This window comes from Pseudomonas sp. MIS38 (assembly GCF_019891575.1).
Classification (GTDB): domain Bacteria; phylum Pseudomonadota; class Gammaproteobacteria; order Pseudomonadales; family Pseudomonadaceae; genus Aquipseudomonas; species Aquipseudomonas putida_A.
The window spans coordinates 87,930-108,118 of record NZ_JAFLXF010000023.1 but is presented as its reverse complement, the minus strand read 5'-3'; the positions used below and the strand labels follow the sequence as shown (position 1 = coordinate 108,118).

General features: G+C 62.5%; 19 protein-coding genes. 5 read left to right on the top strand and 14 right to left on the bottom strand.

The features are described from left to right. The first annotated feature begins 179 nt into the window (after positions 1–179). Entirely contained in the window at positions 180–2,168 is a 1,989-nt protein-coding gene (locus J1G18_RS22945; protein ID WP_098968376.1) for a peptidase U32 family protein, read from the top strand. Between the two features lie 27 nt (positions 2,169–2,195). Here J1G18_RS22945 and J1G18_RS22940 read toward each other — a convergent pair whose 3' ends face one another. The 6 genes from J1G18_RS22940 to J1G18_RS22915 form a co-directional block, all read right to left on the bottom strand. Beyond that, on the bottom strand, positions 2,196–3,164 hold the full coding sequence (locus J1G18_RS22940; RefSeq protein ID WP_223008595.1) for a Dyp-type peroxidase: 969 nt from the start codon (positions 3,162–3,164) through the stop codon (positions 2,196–2,198). 68 nt (positions 3,165–3,232) lie between these two features. Further along, entirely contained in the window at positions 3,233–4,498 is a 1,266-nt protein-coding gene (locus J1G18_RS22935; protein ID WP_223008593.1) for an FAD-dependent oxidoreductase, read from the bottom strand. Between the two features lie 2 nt (positions 4,499–4,500). Further along, positions 4,501–6,078, bottom strand: a complete 1,578-nt coding sequence (locus J1G18_RS22930) for an aldehyde dehydrogenase (NADP(+)) (protein ID WP_223008591.1) — start codon at positions 6,076–6,078, stop codon at positions 4,501–4,503. Between the two features lie 58 nt (positions 6,079–6,136). Further along, positions 6,137–7,084 carry a dihydrodipicolinate synthase family protein gene (locus J1G18_RS22925; RefSeq protein ID WP_027613817.1) on the bottom strand — a complete coding sequence of 316 codons (948 nt, stop codon included), beginning with the start codon at positions 7,082–7,084 and terminating at the stop codon, positions 6,137–6,139. A 50-nt stretch (positions 7,085–7,134) separates the two neighbouring features. Beyond that, on the bottom strand, positions 7,135–8,061 hold the full coding sequence (locus tag J1G18_RS22920) for a 4-hydroxyproline epimerase (protein WP_098968380.1): 927 nt from the start codon (positions 8,059–8,061) through the stop codon (positions 7,135–7,137). Between the two features lie 21 nt (positions 8,062–8,082). Beyond that, the gene (locus J1G18_RS22915; protein WP_150367876.1) at positions 8,083–9,711 is read right to left on the bottom strand and encodes an APC family permease; all 1,629 of its coding nucleotides are present in this window, start codon (positions 9,709–9,711) and stop codon (positions 8,083–8,085) included. 200 nt (positions 9,712–9,911) lie between these two features. Here J1G18_RS22915 and J1G18_RS22910 point away from each other — a divergent pair, with 200 nt between their 5' ends. Further along, a complete protein-coding gene (locus tag J1G18_RS22910; protein WP_223008589.1) occupies positions 9,912–10,682 on the top strand; it encodes an AraC family transcriptional regulator in 771 nt (256 codons plus the stop codon). A gap of 13 nt (positions 10,683–10,695) precedes the next feature. Here the strand turns inward: J1G18_RS22910 and phnE are convergent, their stop codons facing one another. The 7 genes from phnE to J1G18_RS22875 all read right to left on the bottom strand — a co-directional run bounded on the left by phnE (position 10,696) and on the right by J1G18_RS22875 (position 15,828). Next, the gene (phnE, locus tag J1G18_RS22905; RefSeq protein ID WP_223008587.1) at positions 10,696–11,463 is read right to left on the bottom strand and encodes a phosphonate ABC transporter, permease protein PhnE; all 768 of its coding nucleotides are present in this window, start codon (positions 11,461–11,463) and stop codon (positions 10,696–10,698) included. Next, a complete protein-coding gene (locus tag J1G18_RS22900) occupies positions 11,460–12,287 on the bottom strand; it encodes a PhnE/PtxC family ABC transporter permease (RefSeq protein ID WP_103485021.1) in 828 nt (275 codons plus the stop codon). The genes phnE and J1G18_RS22900 overlap by 4 nt, the downstream gene beginning before the upstream one ends. Further along, positions 12,281–13,078, bottom strand: a complete 798-nt coding sequence (locus J1G18_RS22895; protein WP_223008585.1) for a phosphonate ABC transporter ATP-binding protein — start codon at positions 13,076–13,078, stop codon at positions 12,281–12,283. Before J1G18_RS22895 ends, J1G18_RS22900 begins: the two co-directional genes overlap by 7 nt. Continuing rightward, the gene (locus tag J1G18_RS22890) at positions 13,075–13,938 is read right to left on the bottom strand and encodes a putative selenate ABC transporter substrate-binding protein (RefSeq protein WP_223008582.1); all 864 of its coding nucleotides are present in this window, start codon (positions 13,936–13,938) and stop codon (positions 13,075–13,077) included. The genes J1G18_RS22895 and J1G18_RS22890 overlap by 4 nt, the downstream gene beginning before the upstream one ends. Before the next feature lie 190 nt (positions 13,939–14,128). Continuing rightward, on the bottom strand, positions 14,129–14,719 hold the full coding sequence (locus J1G18_RS22885) for an HD domain-containing protein (RefSeq protein WP_095135366.1): 591 nt from the start codon (positions 14,717–14,719) through the stop codon (positions 14,129–14,131). Positions 14,720–14,796: 77 nt separating this feature from the next. Continuing rightward, positions 14,797–15,354, bottom strand: coding sequence for a helix-turn-helix domain-containing protein (locus J1G18_RS22880; RefSeq protein ID WP_223008580.1), 558 nt, complete (start codon positions 15,352–15,354; stop codon positions 14,797–14,799). A 75-nt stretch (positions 15,355–15,429) separates the two neighbouring features. After that, on the bottom strand, positions 15,430–15,828 hold the full coding sequence (locus J1G18_RS22875) for a RidA family protein (RefSeq protein ID WP_134786185.1): 399 nt from the start codon (positions 15,826–15,828) through the stop codon (positions 15,430–15,432). A gap of 122 nt (positions 15,829–15,950) precedes the next feature. Here J1G18_RS22875 and J1G18_RS22870 point away from each other — a divergent pair, with 122 nt between their 5' ends. Continuing rightward, complete coding sequence (locus tag J1G18_RS22870) at positions 15,951–16,895, top strand: LysR family transcriptional regulator (protein WP_139054479.1); 945 nt, start codon at positions 15,951–15,953, stop codon at positions 16,893–16,895. A 74-nt stretch (positions 16,896–16,969) separates the two neighbouring features. After that, the gene (locus J1G18_RS22865; protein WP_223008578.1) at positions 16,970–18,130 is read left to right on the top strand and encodes a radical SAM protein; all 1,161 of its coding nucleotides are present in this window, start codon (positions 16,970–16,972) and stop codon (positions 18,128–18,130) included. On the opposite strand, the gene J1G18_RS22860 is transcribed toward J1G18_RS22865, so the two are convergent. Further along, entirely contained in the window at positions 18,112–18,999 is an 888-nt protein-coding gene (locus J1G18_RS22860) for a LysR substrate-binding domain-containing protein (protein ID WP_223008576.1), read from the bottom strand. The two genes, J1G18_RS22865 and J1G18_RS22860, sit on opposite strands and share 19 nt — an antisense overlap. Positions 19,000–19,134: 135 nt before the next feature. On the opposite strand from J1G18_RS22860, the gene J1G18_RS22855 reads away from it, so the two are divergent. Then, positions 19,135–20,187, top strand: coding sequence for an agmatine/peptidylarginine deiminase (locus J1G18_RS22855; RefSeq protein WP_134786188.1), 1,053 nt, complete (start codon positions 19,135–19,137; stop codon positions 20,185–20,187). The last annotated feature ends 2 nt before the right edge of the window (positions 20,188–20,189 follow it).

Sequence of the window (20,189 nt, the reverse complement as noted above, 5' to 3'; positions counted from 1 at the left end):
AAATCAGCCACCATCAACGTTGACTGTGCCACCATCATCGCGAGCAGGCTCACTCCTACAGGAGACTCTCGTGTCGGATTGGAGCGAGGTCATCTGCCACTTGGCAGCACAGGCGTGCCGCTCGGGCGTTTCGCGGCTACAATGCGCGCCTTAACCGTGACAGCCTGACTAAAAAAACTATGTCCTTGCCCAAGCATCATCTGGAATTGCTCAGCCCCGCCCGTGACGTGGCGATTGCCCGCGAGGCGATCCTGCACGGCGCCGATGCCGTGTACATCGGTGGCCCGAGCTTCGGCGCGCGCCACAACGCCTGCAACGAGGTGAGCGAAATCGCCGAGCTGGTGGAGTTTGCCCGCCGTTATCACGCGCGCATTTTCACCACCATCAACACCATCCTGCACGACAACGAACTGGAGCCGGCGCGCAAGCTGATCCACCAGTTGTACGACGCCGGTGTCGACGCGCTGATCGTCCAGGATCTGGGCGTGATGGAACTGGACATTCCGCCGATCGAGCTGCATGCCAGTACCCAGACTGACATCCGCACGCTGGAGCGGGCGAAATTCCTCGATCAGGCCGGTTTCTCGCAACTGGTACTGGCCCGTGAGCTGAACCTGAAAGAAATTCGTGCCATCGCCGACGAAACCGATGCCGCCATCGAGTTCTTCATTCACGGCGCACTGTGCGTGGCGTTCTCCGGGCAGTGCAACATCTCCCACGCGCAGACCGGGCGCAGCGCCAACCGTGGCGACTGCTCGCAGGCCTGCCGTTTGCCGTACACCCTGAAAGACGAAAAGGGTGGGGTGATCGCCTACGAAAAACACCTGCTGTCGATGAAGGACAACAACCAGAGCGCCAACATTCGCGCGCTGGTCGAAGCCGGTGTGCGCTCGTTCAAGATCGAAGGTCGCTACAAGGACATGGGCTATGTGAAGAACATCACCGCCTATTACCGCCAGCGCCTTGACGACGTGCTCGAAGACCGCCCGGACCTGGCTCGCGCCTCCAGCGGCCGTACCGCGCACTTCTTCCTGCCGGACCCGGAAAAGACTTTCCACCGTGGCAGCACCGACTACTTCGTCACCGATCGCAAGATCGACATCGGCGCGTTCGATTCGCCGACCTTCACCGGTCTGCCAGTGGGCACCGTCGAGAAAGTCGGCAAGCGTGACATCCAGGTGGTGACGCAGGAACCGCTGTCCAACGGCGATGGCCTCAACGTGCTGGTCAAGCGTGAAGTCGTGGGTTTCCGCGCCAACATCGCCGAGCCAAAGGGCGAGTTCGAAGAAGACGGCGAGAAGCGCTATCGCTACCGCGTCGAGCCGAACGAAATGCCCGAAGGCCTGTACAAGCTGCGGCCGAATCATCCGCTGAACCGCAATCTCGACCACAACTGGCAACAGGCGCTGCAGAAGACCTCTGCCGAGCGTCGTATCGCATTGAGCTGGGTCGCGCGTCTGCGTGAAGAACAGCTGGAAGTGACCGCGACCAGTGAAGAGGGGATCAGTGCCAGCGTGACCCTCAACGGTCCGTTCGGTGTGGCCAACAAGCCGGAACAGGCGCTGGAGCAATTGCAGGATCTGCTCGGTCAGCTCGGTACCACCCAGTACCACGCCACCGACATCAAGCTCGATGCACCGCAGGCGTTCTTCATTCCGAACTCGCAGCTCAAGGCCTTGCGCCGTGAAGTCATCGAAGCCCTGACGGCCGCCCGTGTCGCGGCGCATCCGCGTGGCAGCCGCAAGGCTGAAACCACGCCACCGCCGGTGTACCCGGAGTCGCACCTATCGTTCCTGGCCAACGTCTACAACCAAAAGGCGCGCGACTTCTATCACCGTCACGGCGTGAAACTGATCGATGCGGCCTACGAGGCGCACGAAGAGGCCGGTGAAGTGCCGGTGATGATCACCAAGCACTGCCTGCGTTTCTCGTTCAACCTGTGCCCGAAACAGGCCAAAGGCGTGACCGGCGTGCGCACCAAGGTCGCGCCGATGCAGCTGATTCACGGCGACGAAGTGCTGACCTTGAAGTTCGACTGCAAGCCGTGCGAGATGCACATCATCGGCAAGATGAAAGGCCACATCCTCAACATGCCGCAACCGGGCAGCGTGGTCGGCCACATCAGCCCGGAAGACCTGCTGAAAACCATCCCGCGCGCGCCACACTGAGTGACGGGCGGGCGTGGCGCTACGGTGTCACGCCTGCTCGGGCTCACGCTCCGCCAGCTCTTCGAGCAAGTCGGCTGACGGCACAAAGAACAGCCCCCCGGTGACTGCCGTGCTGAAGTCCAGCAAACGGTCGTAGTTGCCGACGGGTTTGCCGACAAACATGTTCTCCAGCATCTGCTCGATCGGTTCCGGCGAGCGCGCGTAACCGATGAAATAGGTGCCGAACTCGCCAACCCCCGGACGACCGAACGGCATGTTGTCGCGCAGGATCTTCTGCTCCTGACCGTCCTTGGTGATGGTGGTCAGGGCGCTGTGGGAATTGCTCGGCTTGACCTCTTCACCGAGTTCGATGTCGGCCAGCTTGGTGCGGCCGATCACCTTCTCCTGAGCCTCGACGCTCAATGCATTCCACGCCTCCATCTTGTGCAGATACTTCTGCACCAGCACATAACTGCCGGATTCGAACGCGGGGTCTTCGTTGCCGATCAGGGTGAAGTGGTCAGCCTTGCGGCCCACCGGGTTCTCGGTGCCATCGACGAAACCGATGATGCTGCGCATGTCGAAGTAGCGGAAACCCTGCACCTCATCCACCACGGTGATCGCGCCATTGAGTGCGCTGCACAACTGGGTCGCCAGTTCGAAACACAGGTCCATCTGGTCGGCACGGATGTGCAGCAGGATGTCGCCCGGCGTCGCAACGGCGCGACGGCCCTCGACACCGAACTCGCGGAACGGATGCAGCGAGGCCGGACGTGGACTGCCGAACAGGGCGTCCCAGGCGCTGGCGCTGAAACCGCAGACACATGACAAGTTGCCGTTGGGCACGCGTTTGCCGACCGAACGGGTGAGGGCGGCGATGTCGCCGCACCAGCCGCGCACCTGACTGGCGGCGTCGCTGCCAGGCAGCAGCGTGGCGACGATGAAAATCGCGCTGCTGGTGATCGGGTTGCAGATTGCTTGTGGCTCGGGTGTCTGGGTATCCATTGATGAAGTCATAGTCGGTTCCATATGCGCGGGGCCAAGGTCGGCGCTCAGTATGAAACCAAAAACGTTTCATCGATATCTCAGAAGCGACCGAGTCGATAGGCATCCAGTGCCGGCAAGCCGGAGTTCGCTGAGGGTGACACCAGATGCGCGACCATCTCTGCGGTAATCGCAGCTTGAGTCAGCCCCAGATGCTGATGACCGAACGCGAGCAGTACCTTGCCGTCGCAGACCTTGTCGATGATCGGCAGCGAGTCCGGCAGCGACGGACGAAAGCCCATCCACGGCGTCGCGTCTTCAGCGTTCAAATCACGGCGGAATAAGCCCTTGCTCAAACGGTGTAACTGCCAGGCGCGTTCCATAAACGGCGGGCGCTCCAGACCGGCGAACTCAACGGTGCCGGCCAGGCGCAAGCCGCCGGCCATCGGCGTCATGATGAACTTGCGCTCCAGCGACGTGACGGCGAACGGCAGGCGTCCTTGCTCATGCGGCAACATCAGGTGATAGCCGCGTTCGGTGTCCAGCGGCACGCGTTTACCGGTCAGTGCAGTGGTGAGCTTCGCCGAATGCGCGCCACAGGCGATCAGCACCTGCCGCGCGGTGAAACGTCCCTGATCGGTGATCAGCGACACGCCATGCGCCTGCAACTGGCCGCCCTGAACCTCCTGCTGGAAGAACTGCACGCCGGCCGTTTTGGCCGCGCTCACCAGTTCACATACCACCTGATACGGGTCGAGAAAATGCCCGGTGCGCGGGTAGAACAATCCGCCCTGAATCTGTTCGCTGAGCTGCGGCGCGCTTTCTCGCACGGCGCTGGCCGACCAGAAATCCACCGGCACCTGTTGCTGACGCATGCGCGCCTGCAAGGCTTCGACGGCGGGTCGCGATTCGGCGCGCTCGAACACTAACAGCGAGCCGTCCTCCTTGAGCAGGTCGGGGTGGGCGATGCTGTGCAGCAGGCGCTTCCAGGCGTCGAGGCTGCTTTCGTTGAGCGCGCGCAAACCGGCCACGGTGCGCTGAAACGGCGCCGGGCGCAGGTTCAGCAGTAATCGGCTGAACCACGGCAAAGCGCGCGGCAGGTACTTCCAGTCCAGGCGCAGCGGCCCCATCGGGTCCATCAGCATTGCCGGCAGGCGCTTGAGGATCGACGCATCGGCAATCGGAAACACCTGCTCGGTGGCCAGATGCCCGGCGTTGCCGAACGAGGCGCCATGACCGGGCGGCTGCTTGTCGATGACCACCACCCGTTTACCCTGACGCGCCAGTTGCAGGGCGCAGGCGACACCGATGATGCCGGCGCCGATCACCGCGATGTCGGCGTTGTCCGTTGTGAGGTTGTCGGGCATGTTCAGGCTTCCCTCTGGCCGTCGAGCAAGCGTCGTAACTGCAGCGGATTCGCCTGTTTCAGCGGCGGCGGCAGCAGGCTGTCGGGAAAATCCTGATAACACACCGGACGCAGGAAACGCAGGATCGCCGCCGTACCGACCGAGGTGCTGCGCGAATCCGAGGTGGCCGGGAACGGCCCGCCATGCACCATCGCGTCACACACCTCGACCCCCGTCGGCCAGCCGTTGACCAGCAGACGTCCGGCCTTGCGTTCCAGTGTCGGCAACAAGGCCCGGGCTTGATCCAGATCGGCGTCATCCAGGTGCAGGGTGGCGGTCAACTGGCCTTCGAGGTGTTCGCAGACCTGACGGATTTCATCGTCGTTGGCGCACTGTACGAACAGTGATGCGGCACCAAAGATTTCACCTTGCAGGCGTGCGTCGGCGAGGAAGTCCTGCGCCTGAGTCATGAACAATTGCGTCTGGCACTGGTTCGGGCCTTCAGCCGCTAGACCGCTCGCCACGTGTTGCGCCTGCGGATGTTCGGCCAACGCGGCGACGGCGCTTGCATAGGCGCGGAAAATCCCCGGCGTGAGCATGGTCTGCGCCGGGCTGCGCTGGACCCCTTCGGCGGCGGTGGCGATGAAACTGTCCAGCGCCGGCCCTTGGTGAGCGATGACCAGCCCGGGATTGGTACAGAACTGCCCGGCACCCTGAGTCAGCGAGGCGACAAAACCCTGCGCCAACGCCTCACCGCGAGCGGCAAGCGCTGCGGGAAACAGCAGCACCGGATTGATCGAGCTCATTTCCGCGTACACCGGAATCGGCTCCGGCCGTGCCTGCGCCGCTTGGCTCAGGGCGAGGCCGCCACTGCGCGAGCCGGTGAAGCCCGCAGCCTTGATGCGCCAATCGCTGACCAACGCAATGCCCACTTCATTGCCCGAACCGAACAGCAGCGAAAACACGCCTTCAGGCAAACCGCATTTTTTCACCGCGCGAGCCAGCGCCTGGCCGACCAGTTCACTGGTGCCGGGATGTGCGCTATGCGCCTTGACGATCACTGGGCAACCGGCGGCCAGCGCCGAAGCGGTGTCGCCGCCGGCCACCGAGAACGCCAGCGGAAAGTTGCTGGCGCCGAACACCGCCACTGGCCCCAGCGCAATCTGCCGCTGGCGCAAATCAGAACGTGGCAGCGGCTGGCGCTGTGGTTGTGATTGATCGACGCGAACGTCCAGCCACTCGCCAGCACGCACGGTGCGGGCAAAGGTGCGCAATTGCCCGCAAGTGCGTCCGCGTTCGCCCTGGATACGGGCGCGTGGCAGGCCGGTTTCGGCCACGGCACGGTCGATCAGCGCATCGCCAAGGGCTTCGATCTCATTGGCGATGGTTTCGAGAAATTTGGCGCGCGCCTCCAGGGAGGTCTCGCGATAACGATCAAAGGCTTGCCACGCCAGTGCGCAGGCCTGTTCGACATGTTCTGCAGTGCCACCGGCATAGGCCGGTTCCAGCACTGCGTCGGTGGCGGGGTTGATCGCATGGATCGCTTCACGGCTGCCGGCAATGGCTTGGCCGCCGATCAGCATGTGGCCTGTCAGAGTCATGACGCTTCCTTGATAAAAGAGGTGAAGCCCCGGCATCACACCGGGGCAGGGACTGCGATCAGGCGAGGTTCTGTTCGGCGGACCAGTTTTTGTACCACTGGCGGAACAGCGCGTACTGGGTCTCGGCGTAACGGCGCTGGGCATCGCTCAAGGCGTCGGTTTCGTTGAAGTGCAAGGCGTATTCGCGGTCGCCGTTGAGCACCATCAGGTGCTTGTAATAGAGCACCAGGTCGCAGCCTTCGTCGAACGACGACAGCACTGCCAGCGCCGCTTCCAGTTCGCGCGCCAGACGTCGGGCCTTGGCATCGCCCTTGGCCGCTTGCTTGCTCAGCGCCACCAGTTGCAGCACTTCGCGGGGCAGGGCGTTGCCGATACCGGTGATCGCGCCGGTGGCGTTGCAGTTGACGAAACCGTGCACCACTTGGGTATCGACACCGACCATCAGGGTCACGGCATCGTCCTGCGAGGTGATGTTTTCGGCGGCGTAGCGCAAGTCGGCGCCACCGCCGAACTCCTTGAAGCCGATCAGGTTCGGGTGTTCACGGCGCAGTTCGAAGAACAGGTCGGCGCGGGTGGCGAAGCCGTAGTAGGGACTGTTGTAGATCACCGCCGGCAGGTTCGGCGCGGCGTTGAGGATCGCGGCGAAGTGGGCTTTTTGCGCGGTGGCCGAAGCACCACGGGACAAGACGCGCGGAATCACCATCAGGCCATGGGCACCGACTTTCGCCGCATGTGCAGCGTGGGACACCGCTTCACGGCTGTTGACCGCGCCAGTGCCGACGATGGTCGGAACCCCGGCGGCCACCAGACGCGCTACGCCTTCCTGACGCTCAGCCTCGGTCAGCAGCGGCCAGTCGCCCATCGAGCCGCAGTAAACCACCGCGCTCATGCCGATATCGATCAGCTCGCGACCCTTGGCCACCAGGGCGTCGAAGTCGGGTTTACGCGCGGCGGTGCACGGAGTCATCAGCGCGGGAATGCAGCCAGTGAAGATGTTATCGCTCATTGTTGTAGCTCCTCGGGACATTCATTCGGATCGTTAGAAAAGCGGGGCACTCAGATGCCCCAGGCGAAAGGATCCTGCTCGTCGATCAGCAGGGTGGCGTCGGCGGTCATGTAGGCGCGGCCGGTAATGAATGGGCGTACGCGTTCGCCTTGCCATTCGAAGCGCCCTTCGAACTGGCTGCCGGTGATGCTCGCTTGCGTCCAGACCTGGCCTTCGGCGAGTTTGCCGTCGGCGGCCAGGCAGGCCAGTTTGGCGCTGGTGCCGGTGCCGCAGGGCGAGCGGTCGTAGGCCTTCCCCGGGCACATGACGAAGTTGCGGCTGTCGGCGTGGGCGTCGTCGGCAAACAGTTCGACGTGGTCGATCAGCGCGCCGTCCTCACCGTGGATGCCTTGGGCCTCCAGGGCCTTGAGCATCGCCCAGGTGTACTCGGTGAGGGCTTCGACGTTGCTCATCTGCAGGTCCTGGCCGTGTTCGGAAACCAGGAAAAACCAGTTGCCGCCCCAAGCGATATCGCCGGACACGCGACCGTAACCGGGCACATCGACCGGCACCTGTTTGCGGTAGCGCCAGGCGGGGACGTTGCCAAGGGTCACCGCGCCGTCCTCGTGCAGGGTGGCGCTGACCGGGCCGACCGGGGTGTCGATCTTGTGCACGCCCGGTTCGATCTGCCCCAGGTAATGCAGCGAGTTGACCAGGCCGATGGTGCCGTGGCCGCACATGCCGAGGTATCCGGCGTTGTTGAAGAAAATCACCCCGCAAGTGGCGTCCGGCGACACCGGCGCGCAATACAGCGCGCCGACCAGTACGTCGTTGCCACGCGGTTCCAGCAGGCAGGCGCGGCGCCATTGATCGTGGCCTTCGCGCAAGGCATCGCGCTTCTCGGCCATGCTGTTGCCGGGCAGCTCGGGGAAGCCCTTCATCACCAGACGCGTGGGTTCGCCGCCGGTATGGGAATCGATGATGTGCAGTCGTTTCATGGTTCGTCCCTTGAGTGAAGGTCAGGCGTGAGCAGGGCGCTGGCCCGTTGCCGAATGGGTGGAGGATTCAGCGGCTTCGCTTTCGTCGTCCTCGGTTTCCAGACGAATCAGGCGTGCCGGTACGCCGGTGGCGGCGCCCCAGTAGTAGATGCCCAGCGCGCAGACCGCGACGATCACCGTGTCGAACGGATGACTGAGCACGCCGATGCCGCCGAAACTGCCGAGCTTGGAGAGGACGATGGTCACGGCGTAGAAGCCGATCAGCCACGCCGACGAGCGCACTTGCTGGCCGAGATTCAGGTGCGCGGTCGGCACCATGCGCCCGCACAGCAGGTAGATGACAAACATCAGGATTTGCAGGCCGAGCAACCACGACACGGTGCCCCAGCCCGACCAGTAGACAATCAGCGCGGCGATGATGAACGACAGCGGCCCAAGCACGCTCATGCCCTTGACCCGGAACGGACGCGGCATGTCCGGCGCGTTACGGCGCAGTGCGGCCACCGTCACCGGAGCCACCGCATAGCTCAATACCAGCGCGGCGGAGACCACGTTGATCAGCGCTTCCCACGACGGGAACGGCAGGGTCCAGAACACCGACAGGCCAAAGGTCAGCCACAGCGCCGGGCGCGGGATGCCGGATTTTTCGTCGATGCGGGTGAAAATCTTGAAGAAGGTCCCGGTCTGCGCCCAGCCGTAGATCACCCGTGGCGTGGCGTTCATGTAGATGTTGCCGCAGCCGCTAGGCGAGATCACCGCATCGGCCACCACCAGATACGCCAGCCAGCCGACACCCAGTGCCAGAGCGATGTCGCGGTACGGCAGGGCCAGTTCCTTGGCGACGCCGGCCCAGCCATTGGCGAGCATTTCGGTCGGGATGCCGCCGAGGAAAGCGGTTTGCAGCAACACGTAAATCGCGGTGGACAGCAGCACTGACAGGATCAGCGCAATCGGGATCGTGCGTTGCGGATTCTTCACTTCACTGGCCACGGAGATGATCGGCGTCAGGCCCAGATAAGCGAAGATCACCCCGCCGGCCGACACGGCCATTTCGATGCCGGACAGACCGAACGGCGCAAAGCCATGCACTTCGAAATTCGCCGGTTTGAAGAAGGTGAACAGCACGCCGATCACCAGCAGCGGCACGATGAACTTGAACACGCTGACCAGATTGTTGGCCATGGCGAAGGTCTTCACGCTGCGGTAGTTGAGCAGGAAAAACAGGCACAACAGCCCGAACTGCACGAACCAGCCGAGCACGGTCGGGTCGCTGGAGCCGACCTTGGTCAACTCGGGAAACCACGCTGCCGCATATTGCCGCGAGGCGACCACTTCGATCGCCACCAGACTGGAAAACGCGATCAGCGTGATGAAACCCATCAGGTACCCGAGCAGCGGGCCGTGGGAGTAAACCGGGTAACGCACCACGCCACCGGCACGCGGCAACGCGGCGCCCAATTCGCAGTAGACGATGCCCAGCAGCAACACGGCGAAACCACCGAGCAGCCAGGAAAAAATCCCTGCCGGGCCGGCGATGGCCGACACGTGACTGGCCGCGAACAACCAGCCCGAACCGAAGATCGCCCCCAGTCCGATGAACGTGAGGTCTATCAGTGAAAGTTGTTTCTTGAACTTGCCTTGGCCTGTCATAGCGTCGCCTTCTTGTTGGTTGTTGGAGGGGCGTGCAGTGGCGCTACAGTGAACTCATCGGGCGATGGGCGATTGATGTTTTTTGCCGGTGGCGATGACGAAATCAGCACAATGGCCAACGGCAAAGGCCCGGCTCGACAGGCTGTCGGCCATCGGGCAATCTGCGCGCAAGCCAATGCGCACCGTGGGGAGTGACAGTCATGACGCAGAACGCGTTTGCGATCCTGAGCCAGCAGAACGAGGCGAGTCGACCGCAGAGCCTCGACGATCTGCTCGCCAGCATGGCGCTGCTGTTGCCCATGCTCGACGTGATTCCCAACGCGGCGATCTTCATCAAGGATCTGCAGGCGCGCTATGTCATGGCCAACCAGACGCTGGTGCAGCGCTGCGGTTTGAAAGACCTGCGACCGTTACTGGGCAAGACCAGCGCCGAGGTGTTTCCGGTGCAACTGGGACCGGGCTACACCGAGCAGGATCGGCGCGTGCTGGAAGAGGGGTTTGTGCTGGAAGATCAGCTGGAGCTGCATCTGTACGGCAGCCGCGAACCGGGCTGGTGCCTGACGCACAAGCGTCCGTTGTACGACCGCAACAATCGGATCATCGGCCTGGCGGGAATTTCCGTCGACTTGCAGACCGCCAGCGAAACCCATCCGGCGTATCAGCGGCTGGCGGCGGTGGACGAGTACATCCGGGCAAACTTCAATCAGCGCGTCAGCCTGAGCGAGCTGACGCGCATCGCCGGGATTTCCGTGGCGCAACTGGAGCGTTACTGCAAGCGCGTGTTCCACCTGACGCCGCGGCAGATGATCCAGAAAGTCCGCCTTGAGCATGCGCATCGGCTGTTGCACGGCGACTTGCCGATAACCGAAGTGGCGCTGCAGTGCGGCTATACCGACCACAGCGCGTTCACCCGGCAGTTCAAGGCGTCGACCGGATTTACCCCGCGGCAGTATCGGTTGGCGACGGGGTAGTGAGGCTTGCCCGTCAGGCCTTGACCCAACGCTGCCGGCTCCAGGCACTCAGCGAATCCACGCCCAGCACCAGAATCAGCATCGCCAGAATCACCGTGCTCGCCTGCGCTTCCTGAAACAGGCTGAGGCTGACATACAACATCTGCCCCAAACCGCCGGCACCGACAAAGCCCAGCACGCTGGCCATGCGAATGTTGTTTTCCCAGCGATACAGGCAATACGCGAGCAATTGCGGGGCAAGGTTGGGCAGGGTGCCGTAGCAGAACGCGAGCACCGGGTTGCCACCCTGCAAGCGGATCGCTTCGGCCGGTTCCGGCGGGGTGTTTTCCAGCGCTTCAGCGAACAACCGGCCGAGCACGCCGGTGGTGTGCAAGGCCAGCGCCAGGGTGCCGGCATTCGGGCCGAGGCCGGCGGCGAGCACCATCAGTGCCGCCCACACCAGTTCCGGAATCGCCCGCAGACCGTTAAGCAGCAGCCGCGAAGCGCTTTGCAGCGGCCAGCCGAAGCGTCCGGCGGCGGGCAGCGCGAGGAGGATGCCGAACACCGCCGCGAGCAGGGTGCCGAGGGCCGACATGGCGAGGGTTTCCAGCGAGCCCTTGAGGATCGCCTGCAAATGCGTGGCGCTCAGGTCCGGGCTGAGAAAGCGCTGCGCGTAGGCACCCATCTGCTTGAGGCTGGTGGCGCTGCCGAGTTCACCGAGGTCGAGTTCGAGGTAGCCGAACGAGGCGATGACCGAGACGCCAATGCCGACGATCAGCAACAGATTGATCAGGCGATTCATGTCAGCCTCCAGCGCAGCAGGCGGCTGAGTTGGTCGGCACCGAGCACCAGAATCAGGAACGTCAGCAACATGCTCGCCACTTCACCGCTGGCGAACATGCGCAATGACAGGTCGATCTGTTGGCCGAGGCCTCCGGCGCCGACAAATCCCATCACCACCGACGCACGAATCGCGCACTCCCAGCGATACACCGTGTACGACAGCAGCTCGGCCGCGACATTCGGCAGAATCCCGTAGGCAAACGCCGCGAGTCGTCCGCTGCCGGCCTGCATCAAGGCGTGCGCCGGGCGTTGGTCGGTGGATTCGAAAATTTCCGCGTAGACCTTGCCGAGCATGCCGCTGTAGGTGATGGCGATCGCCAGCACACCGGCTGCCGGGCCTAGGCCCACGGCACGCACAAACAGCAGTGCCCAGACGATCTCCGGCACGCTGCGCAAGAAGATCAGCAGCCCGCGTACCGGCCAGCGCAGCAAGCGCCCGACCCGACTGGGAATGCCGCCGCGGGACGCGGCGGACAACGACAGCGCGCGGCTGGCAATCAGGCTCGCCGGCACCGCCAGCAGCAGCGCCAGAGCCATACCGGCGGTGGCGATGGCCAGTGTTTGCAGGGTCGCTTTGAACAGTAACTGAAGAAAGTCGTGGTCATGCGCCGGTGGCCAGAATCCGGAGATGAAGCGGCCCATTTCGGTCTGGCTGTCGCTGTGCAGCAGCACGCCAAGGTCCAGTTCGCTGAGCTGGATGCCCGGCCACAGCAGGGCAAGTGCCAGCAGGGTCAGCAGTAATCGCGGCGCGGCCGCCGGGTCGCGTGAATCGGCCCTCAGCATCGCGGGATCTGCACAATCAGCGGCGCACTGGGCGTCGTCGGGCTTTGCAATTGCTCGTTGGCGTACAGCGTGTCGAGCATTTCGCGGCTGACCTGTCCGGCTGGGCTGTCAAACAGGATCTGGCCGTCGCGCAGGCCGATGATGCGCGGAAAGTGTGCCAGCGCCAGTTCCACCGCGTGCAGGCTCGCCACCAGCGTGACGTTATGCGCCCGGGCATGCTGCGAGAGGATCGACAGGGTGTGCCCGGCGAGTACTGGGTCCATCGCCGACACCGGTTCGTCCGCCAGCAGAATCTCCGGCGCCTGATACAGCACCCGGGCAATGCCTACGCGCTGCAATTGGCCGCCGGACAATTGCTGGCAGTAAGCGAAGAGTTTGTCGCCCAGATCCAGGCGGGCGAGGGCCGCACGGGCGCCGGGAATATCCGTGGGATGCAGCAGATTCAGCAGGCTCTTGCCCAAACTCCATTGGCCGAGTTTACCGGCCAGCACCGCCGTTACCACGCGCTGGCGCGGCGGCAGCGGTGGGGCTTGATGCACCAGGCCGATGCGCGCACGCAGGCGTTGCCGTTGACGAGTGGAGAGGTGCCAGGGACGTTCGCCCAGCACCTCGATTTCGCCGCTGCTGGGGCGCAACGCGGTGGCCAGCAAGTTCAGCAGACTGGATTTTCCGGCGCCGGACGGGCCGATGATCGCCACCTGCTCACCCGCGCCAATCTGCAGGTCGACGCCGCGTAGCGCATCGACCCCGTTGGCGTGGTGCAGGCGGGCTTGTTTGAGGCTCAGGGTCATTTCAACAGATCGGCAGCGCGAGCAGCTTCCTCGATACCCTTGTAGTTTTCGGGCTTGGTGTCGATGAAGCGGCTGGCAGCCTGCAGATCAAGAATCTTCTTTTGCTCGGGGTTGGCCGGGTCGAGGTCAAGGAAAGCTTTCTTGATCTTCGCCGCCAGCGCCGGGTCGAGGGTGCCACGCACGGTCCAGTTGTAATCGAAGTAGGCCGGGGTGGTGGCGAACACGTGGACCTTGCTGGTGTCGACCTTGCCGGCGTCTACCAGTTTCTGCCAGACGCTGGCGTTCAGCACACCGGCATCGACCTTGCCCGCCTGAACCCAAGCCACGGTGGCATCGTGCGCGCCGGAATAGGCAACGCGGCTGAAATAGGCTTCAGGCTTGATGTTGTCGTTCTTCAGCATGAAGTAACGCGGCATCAGGCTGCCGGAGGTGGACGACACCGAGCCGAAGGCAAAGGTCTTGCCCTTGAGGTCGGCCAGGCTCTTGACGTTCGGGTCGGCGGTGATGAATTTGCTGGTGAACTGCGCATCCTGCTCGCGCTGCACCAGCGGGATCACCGGGGTGGTGGCGTCGGTCTTCAGGCGTGCCTGAACAAAGGTGAAACCGCCCAGCCAGGCCATGTCGAGGCGGTCGGTCGCCAGCGCTTCAACCACCGCCGGATAGTCGGCCACGGGAACGAACTGCACCTTCATGCCCAACTGCTGCTCCAGGTACGCACCGAGCGGCTCGAACTTGCGCAGCAATTCGGTCGGGGCTTCGTCGGGAATCGCGCTGACCCGCAACACATCGGCGGCATGCGCCACCAGAGCAGAAAAAGACAGGGCCAGAGCAGCAGTCAGTGCCAGGGTTCGTTTGAGCATGGAAATCTCCGTTTCATGAGCGTCGCATTCTAAGCGCCACCGGGCGCGGTGTCGCGCGCGGACGCTCAATCAGGTTAGACGAAACGGCGAGGTTATACGCAGCCGCGCTGTCAATGACCAGCGCGGGTGCTCGGTGATGTTTTGCTCCACGTTTCTTGCCAGTGGATTGATCCGAGATGAATCGGCCGATTCAGGATCGCTCGTTGCCGTTTTGGCCGTCGCTGATGCGCTGTCGCGTGTCTTGGTCGATCAGCTCACGCAGGGTGGCGAAGACCGGGTCGGCACTGGTGTATTTCTTGCCGTAGCCCAGATTGAAACCGTAATCGAAATCCGCCGGGTTCAGCCCCTGGTTGTGTTGCAGCAGCGTCTCCAGTTTATCCAGTGCCTTGACCGCTTTGGCTTCGGCGGACTGAGCATTTTCGTAGTCGTCCCACAGCGCCAGAATTTCGCTGCGCAGCGCCTCATCGAGCGCACCGGTCAGCAGCAGAAGGTCGTTGCGTTCCTGTTCACCCTTGTCGGGGAACGCGGCCTGATTGACCGCTGGAATGTCACCATTGATGGCTTCGCCCAAATCGTGAATCACGCACATCTTCAGGACCTTGAGCAGGTCGAGGCCGGCCAGTTGATCGGCGAATACAATCGCCATCAGGCACAGGCGCCAGCTGTGTTCGGCGGTGCTTTCGGTGCGGCCGCTGGAGGTGTGCGCGCTGCGCAGCACGTCCTTGAGTTTTTCTGCTTCGCGCAGGAATTCGAGGCGGCCTTTGATCATTTCGAGGTTCATGTGTCTGCCTGGCTGATTACGCCGAAAAGCTCAGCCTGGAACCGTAGGGGCTTGGCGTCCACGCATAAAATATGCGTTCAGAGGGTTTCCACCAGCCGCGCGGCGCTGCCGTCGGAGAGTGGAATGCGCGTCCAGCGGCATCGGCCGGCGCGGATCGGCACGAGGTCGGAGGCATTGCTGCCGGTGCTGAATTCCACGGCTGGCGGCGCCTGAATTTCGTGCCAACCGCTGGTTGCCAGGGCCGACTCTCTGAGCACAATTTCCGGCGTTGCGAAGCGCCACAGCGATTGTCCCAGCAACGTACTCAAGGGTCGGGTGAACTCGGCAGCACGCGCAGGAGAGCAGGCCAGCAGGCGATGGGTGAGGTCGCAGATCAGGTGCATCGGCCGCTGACTTTCCCCGATCAGACGCGCCAATACCTGATCGGCGGCGCTGTCCAGGCGCGCAGTCAGCAAACGCTCCAGTTGCAGTTGCGCGGCAGGTTCCATCGCCTGCACAACGCTTTCCCAGCGGGAAATGGTCGACTGGGTGACGTTGAACAACTGCGCCGCGTGAGTCTGTTTGACGCGATGCAACAGGCGCCAGCGTCGCAGGGCGATACCGGGCAGGGCGGGCTTCAATAACAGGTCTGACATGGCGGTTGTCGAGCAAAGGCAAGCGGGCCGGACAGTCTGAAGACTGCCGACCCCCGGTGCAAATCCGCCAGACGATCAGGCCGTTTCGCGCAGTTTGGCAATCACCTTGATCTCGAACTGAAACCCGGCCAGCCAGGTCACGCCCACCGCAGTGATCGTCGGATACGGCGCACTGCCCCAGTACTCCGGCACCACTTCCCAGATGGTTTCGAAGGTCGATTGTGGATCGATCATGAACACCGTGACGTCCACCGCATCGGCGAAGCTGCAACCGGCGGCGTCGAGAATCGCATTGAGGTTATTGAACGCCAGGCGCACCTGGTTCTGCAGATCCGGTTCGGGCGAACCGTCTTCACGGCTGCCGACTTGCCCCGAGACGAACAGAAAACCGTTGGAACGAATCGCTGGCGAATAACGATGGCGCTCGTAAAGCGCATGGCGGGCTGGCGGGAACACGACGTCGCGCTGGGTCATGGGTGTCTCCATCATTGTTTGGTGGTTGTTGAAGGAGTGACTGTAGGGACTTGCGCAGTGGCGATAAACGCGCAAGCTTGGCGCTCACTGTTTGCAGATTCCAAACAATCCGAGGGCGCAAAGTGGACCGTTTCGATGCAATGCAGGCGTTCGCCCGGGTGGTCGAGGCGGGCAGTTTTACCAAGGCCGCCGAGACCTTGCACATGAGCAAGACCACCGTGACCCAACTCGTGCAGCAACTGGAGGCACGGCTGCGGGTCAGGTTGCTCAACCGCACCACACGCAAGGTCAACGTCACTGCCGATGGCGCGATTTACTACGAGCGAGTGATCAAGCTGTTGGCCGATATGGACGACGCTGAAACCGGTCTGTCCGGCGCGTCGGCATTGCCCAGAGGACGCTTGCGCGTAGATGTGCCGAGCCCGCTGGCGAGGCTGATTCTGGTGCCAGCATTGCCTGAGTTTCATGCGCGTTATCCGGACATTCAGATCGACATGGGTGTCAGCGACCGCATCGTCGACATCATCGATGAGAACGTTGACTGCGTGGTGCGCGGCGGCGAATTGCTTGATCAGTCACTGATGGCGCGGCGGGTGGCCGATCTTCAGCTCGGGGTTTTCGCCGCGCCGGATTATCTGGCCCGCGCCGGCACGCCGCAGCATCCACGCGAGCTGGAGGACTCGCATCATCGGGTGGTCGGTTTTCTCTGGGCGCGCACCGGCAAACCCGTGCCTTACGCCTTGCACAATGGCAGCGAACACCTGCAGATCAAGGGCCGCCACGTGCTCGCCGTCGATGACGGCAACGCTTACCTTGCGGCAGGTCTGGCCGGCATGGGTGTGCTGTGGTTGCCCAGGTACATGTCGCACGCGCATCAGGCTCGGGGCGAGTTGGTGGCGCTGTTCGAGGACTGGCAACTCGAGCCGATGCCGCTCTACGTGGCGTACCCGCCGAACCGGCATATCAGCCAAAAGCTAAGGGTATTTATCAATTGGATCGTGGAATTGATGGCGCACCATGGCAATGGCCCGGAACTTGCTGAGCCGCGCTCCGGGACTGTCAAATAACTAACGAATAACGCCAACCATGACAGTCGCTTGCTCTGGATGCACCGCTATTCACTCAAGGAGCGTCACCCGTCATGAATATGTATATCGATATTGTCGGTGCGTGCAATTTAAGCTGCCCTTCGTGCCCGATGGGCAACTCGGAAAACGTCAACTTCAAGAAAGCCATGCAAGTCGACATGTTCCGCAAGATCGTCGAGAAGGCCCGCAACGAAGGGGTCGAGACGATCTTTCTGTACAACTGGACCGAGCCGTTGATCCACCCGCGAATCGGTGAGTTTGTCGAGATCATCAATGCCGCCGGTTTGCAGAGCGGTATCAGTTCCAACTTGAACCTGGCCAAGAACATGGAAACCGCCATGCTTGCCAACCCGTGGTTCTTCCGTATTTCGTTGTCCGGGTTTTACCAGGAGACTTACCGGCAGGGGCACGTGGGCGGCGACATTGAAGTGGTCAAAGCCAACATGATCAAACTGCATGAACTCAAGCAGCAACATGGCTTGAGTACGCGCATCGAGGTTTACTACCACCGTTATCTGGACAACATGGAAGAAGAAGGGCTGATGCGCGAATTCAGCCAGAGTCTGGGTTTCGAGTTCTCCACCGGGTATTCAGTGATGATGCCGCTGGAGAAAACGCTGGCGCTGATCGAGCGCGACCCTTCGGTGACGGATACCGATCATGAAACCCTGAAAAGGCTGGCGCTGCCGCCCTTCGACGATCTGGTCAATCTGGTCCGTCAATATCCCAAGCAAGCGTGCTCGCTCAAGGATGACTGGCTGGTGCTCGACTGCAACGGCAATACCGTTTTGTGCTGTTCCGTTTTCAATCAGACCGAATACCAGGTCGGCAAGTATCTGGACATGCCTCTGGCCCAATTGACCGGCCTGAAGTCCACGCAGAAAAATTGCGTCGACATGTGCAGTCGCTGCGCAAAAAACGGCTTGCACATCTACTCGACCCAATCCAATCGGGGGCCGCTGGAAAGTCACGCTGTCAACCGCATTATCGACTTCCAGCGGCGCACGATCATGGGGCTGCCGGTCGAAAGCGAAAAGCTTGGGCGAATCGGCGAAGTCAGTGCGGAGAACTTCGACGAAGCGCAATACCTGCATATGAACCAGGACGTCAAAAACGCGATTTCCACGGGCGCGTTCACCAGCGGTTATCAGCATTACGTGCTGTTCGGTCGTCTGGAAGGCCGGCTCGGTGCGGGTTATCTCACGGTCGTCTGACCGTGCGGATCAGGTCCCGCCAGTTGGCTTGAAAGCCATTCACTGAAGCATCGCGCCATCGGGTCATTCTCGCTGTCGCGATGGGTCAGCAGCGCCCAGTTCGGGCCACGAATGGTTTGCTCCACCAAGGGCTGCAACAGCCCGTTTTCCTGCGCCTGATGGCTGAGCAACTGACTGACCAGCGCAATCCCCAGCCCCGCCGCAGCGGCATCGAGCAACAAGCCCGGATCGGAAAAATTCAGCCCCTGTTCCTGTTGCCCGACATCGACGCCTGCCTCCACCGCCCAGTGGCTCCAGTCCATTTCCCGCTCACCGTGCAGGGTGGTGCGCTGCGCGGCAGGTTGCGCCAAAACGCTGGGATGACACGCCGGAAACAGGCGGTCGGCATGCAGCACCTTGAAGCTGCATTCAGCCTGGGAGCTGATGTCGTCGCGCACCGCCAGATCGATGGTTTGCGTGGCCATGTCCGGTACTTCATCGGTGCTGAAAATCCACAGATCGACTTGCGGATGCTGGCGCCGAAAATCCGCCAGACGCGGCAGCAACCAGTGCCGGGCAAACGCCGGCGTGGTGTTGAGCACCAGTTGATTGGGCTTCTGATATTGCCCCAGACGGCGGATGCCGACCGCCAGTTGCTGCAGCATCGCCTGGGTGGTGCTGAGCAGATCGTGGCCGGCATCGGTCAGCGCGACACTGCGACCGTTGCGAAAGAACAGTGGCTGTTCGAGGTACGCCTCGAGGCTGCGAATCTGCTGGCTGATCGCCGATTGAGTAAGGCTCAACTCATCGGCCGCCTTGTGAAAACTGCCGAGGCGCGCAGCCGCTTCGAAGCCGCGCAGGGAGCTGAGCGGCGGCCAGTGCTTGAGCATATCGATAAGTTCCTCTAATCAGTTGTGCGCTAAATCCATCGTTTGTTGCTGCGATTTCAGCGCCGTAGCATTCACCTCAAGCCAAATCACGGCAATTTCCATTGAACACAATGGCTTAATCGAGAGGTGCTTGTCATGCCGCGCAACGAGAATAACAACAACGCTTGGATGATGCCTGCTGAATGGGTGACGCATGCCGCGACCTGGATGGTCTGGCCGCACAACAAGGCGCTGTGGGAGTCAGGCTGGCGCGTGACTTTGCCGCTGGTGCAGGAGGATTTCGCCCGGGTCGCCAACGCCATCGCCCGCTTCGAACCGGTGAAAATGGTCGTCGATCCGTCGGCGCTAGCGAGCGCCAAAGCCCTGTGCGGGCCGAACATCGAGCTGATCCCGCTGGCGGTCAACGACAGCTGGTGCCGCGACTCTGGCCCGAGCTTTGTCTGCCACCCGCAACAAGGGCTGGCCGGTGTCAGCTGGCGCTTCAATGCCTGGGGCGGCAAGTCGGCGCATGAGCTGGACGAAAGCCTCGCGCGGCGCGCACTCAATCATCTGGGGCTGGAATGCTTCGGCACGCCGTTGAGCAACGAGGGCGGGGCGATTCATGTCGACGGCGAGGGCACGCTGATCACCACCGAGTCGGTGCTGCTCAACCCCAATCGCAACCCGGGCATTGGCAAGGCCGAAATGGAGGAGATTTTCAGCCGTTTGCTCGGCGTGAAGAAAACCATCTGGCTGCCGGGCGACCCGGACTACGTCACCGGCGACATGACTGACGGTCACGTTGATGGCGTCTGCGCCTTCGCCCGTCCCGGCGTGTTGCTGGTGGATGCGACCCACGACCAAAGCTCGGTGTACGCCGAAGTGGTCCGCGAAAACCGTCGTGCGCTGGAGTTGGCGACCGACGCCCAAGGCCGCCGGTTCGAGCTGATTGAACTGTTTGAAGCCAGCGAAGCGGTGGACAGCGACGCCGAAGTGTTCTGCGCCTCGTACACCAATTTCTACATCGCCAACGGCGCGATCATCATGCCGGCCTACGGCATCGAGGCCGACGAGGTGGCGGCCAAAGTGCTGGCGCAGGCGTTCCCCGGACGCGAAGTGGTGCCGGTGCGCATCAATCATCTGGCCCATGGCGGCGGAGGGGTGCATTGCATCACCCAGCAGCAACCCGCCTGGCCGGTGGAGGGTTGAGT

Excerpts from the sequence above, each read along its gene's own strand:
- J1G18_RS22945 (WP_098968376.1), top strand. The coding sequence starts at position 180 with ATGTCCTTGCCCAAGCATCATCTGGAATTGCTCAGCCCCGCCCGTGAC.
- J1G18_RS22940 (WP_223008595.1), bottom strand. The coding sequence starts at position 3,164 with ATGACTTCATCAATGGATACCCAGACACCCGAGCCACAAGCAATCTGC.
- J1G18_RS22935 (WP_223008593.1), bottom strand. The coding sequence starts at position 4,498 with ATGCCCGACAACCTCACAACGGACAACGCCGACATCGCGGTGATCGGC.
- J1G18_RS22930 (WP_223008591.1), bottom strand. The coding sequence starts at position 6,078 with ATGACTCTGACAGGCCACATGCTGATCGGCGGCCAAGCCATTGCCGGC.
- J1G18_RS22925 (WP_027613817.1), bottom strand. The coding sequence starts at position 7,084 with ATGAGCGATAACATCTTCACTGGCTGCATTCCCGCGCTGATGACTCCG.
- J1G18_RS22920 (WP_098968380.1), bottom strand. The coding sequence starts at position 8,061 with ATGAAACGACTGCACATCATCGATTCCCATACCGGCGGCGAACCCACG.
- J1G18_RS22915 (WP_150367876.1), bottom strand. The coding sequence starts at position 9,711 with ATGACAGGCCAAGGCAAGTTCAAGAAACAACTTTCACTGATAGACCTC.
- J1G18_RS22910 (WP_223008589.1), top strand. The coding sequence starts at position 9,912 with ATGACGCAGAACGCGTTTGCGATCCTGAGCCAGCAGAACGAGGCGAGT.
- phnE (WP_223008587.1), bottom strand. The coding sequence starts at position 11,463 with ATGAATCGCCTGATCAATCTGTTGCTGATCGTCGGCATTGGCGTCTCG.
- J1G18_RS22900 (WP_103485021.1), bottom strand. The coding sequence starts at position 12,287 with ATGCTGAGGGCCGATTCACGCGACCCGGCGGCCGCGCCGCGATTACTG.
- J1G18_RS22895 (WP_223008585.1), bottom strand. The coding sequence starts at position 13,078 with ATGACCCTGAGCCTCAAACAAGCCCGCCTGCACCACGCCAACGGGGTC.
- J1G18_RS22890 (WP_223008582.1), bottom strand. The coding sequence starts at position 13,938 with ATGCTCAAACGAACCCTGGCACTGACTGCTGCTCTGGCCCTGTCTTTT.
- J1G18_RS22885 (WP_095135366.1), bottom strand. The coding sequence starts at position 14,719 with ATGAACCTCGAAATGATCAAAGGCCGCCTCGAATTCCTGCGCGAAGCA.
- J1G18_RS22880 (WP_223008580.1), bottom strand. The coding sequence starts at position 15,354 with ATGTCAGACCTGTTATTGAAGCCCGCCCTGCCCGGTATCGCCCTGCGA.
- J1G18_RS22875 (WP_134786185.1), bottom strand. The coding sequence starts at position 15,828 with ATGACCCAGCGCGACGTCGTGTTCCCGCCAGCCCGCCATGCGCTTTAC.
- J1G18_RS22865 (WP_223008578.1), top strand. The coding sequence starts at position 16,970 with ATGAATATGTATATCGATATTGTCGGTGCGTGCAATTTAAGCTGCCCT.
- J1G18_RS22860 (WP_223008576.1), bottom strand. The coding sequence starts at position 18,999 with ATGCTCAAGCACTGGCCGCCGCTCAGCTCCCTGCGCGGCTTCGAAGCG.
- J1G18_RS22855 (WP_134786188.1), top strand. The coding sequence starts at position 19,135 with ATGCCGCGCAACGAGAATAACAACAACGCTTGGATGATGCCTGCTGAA.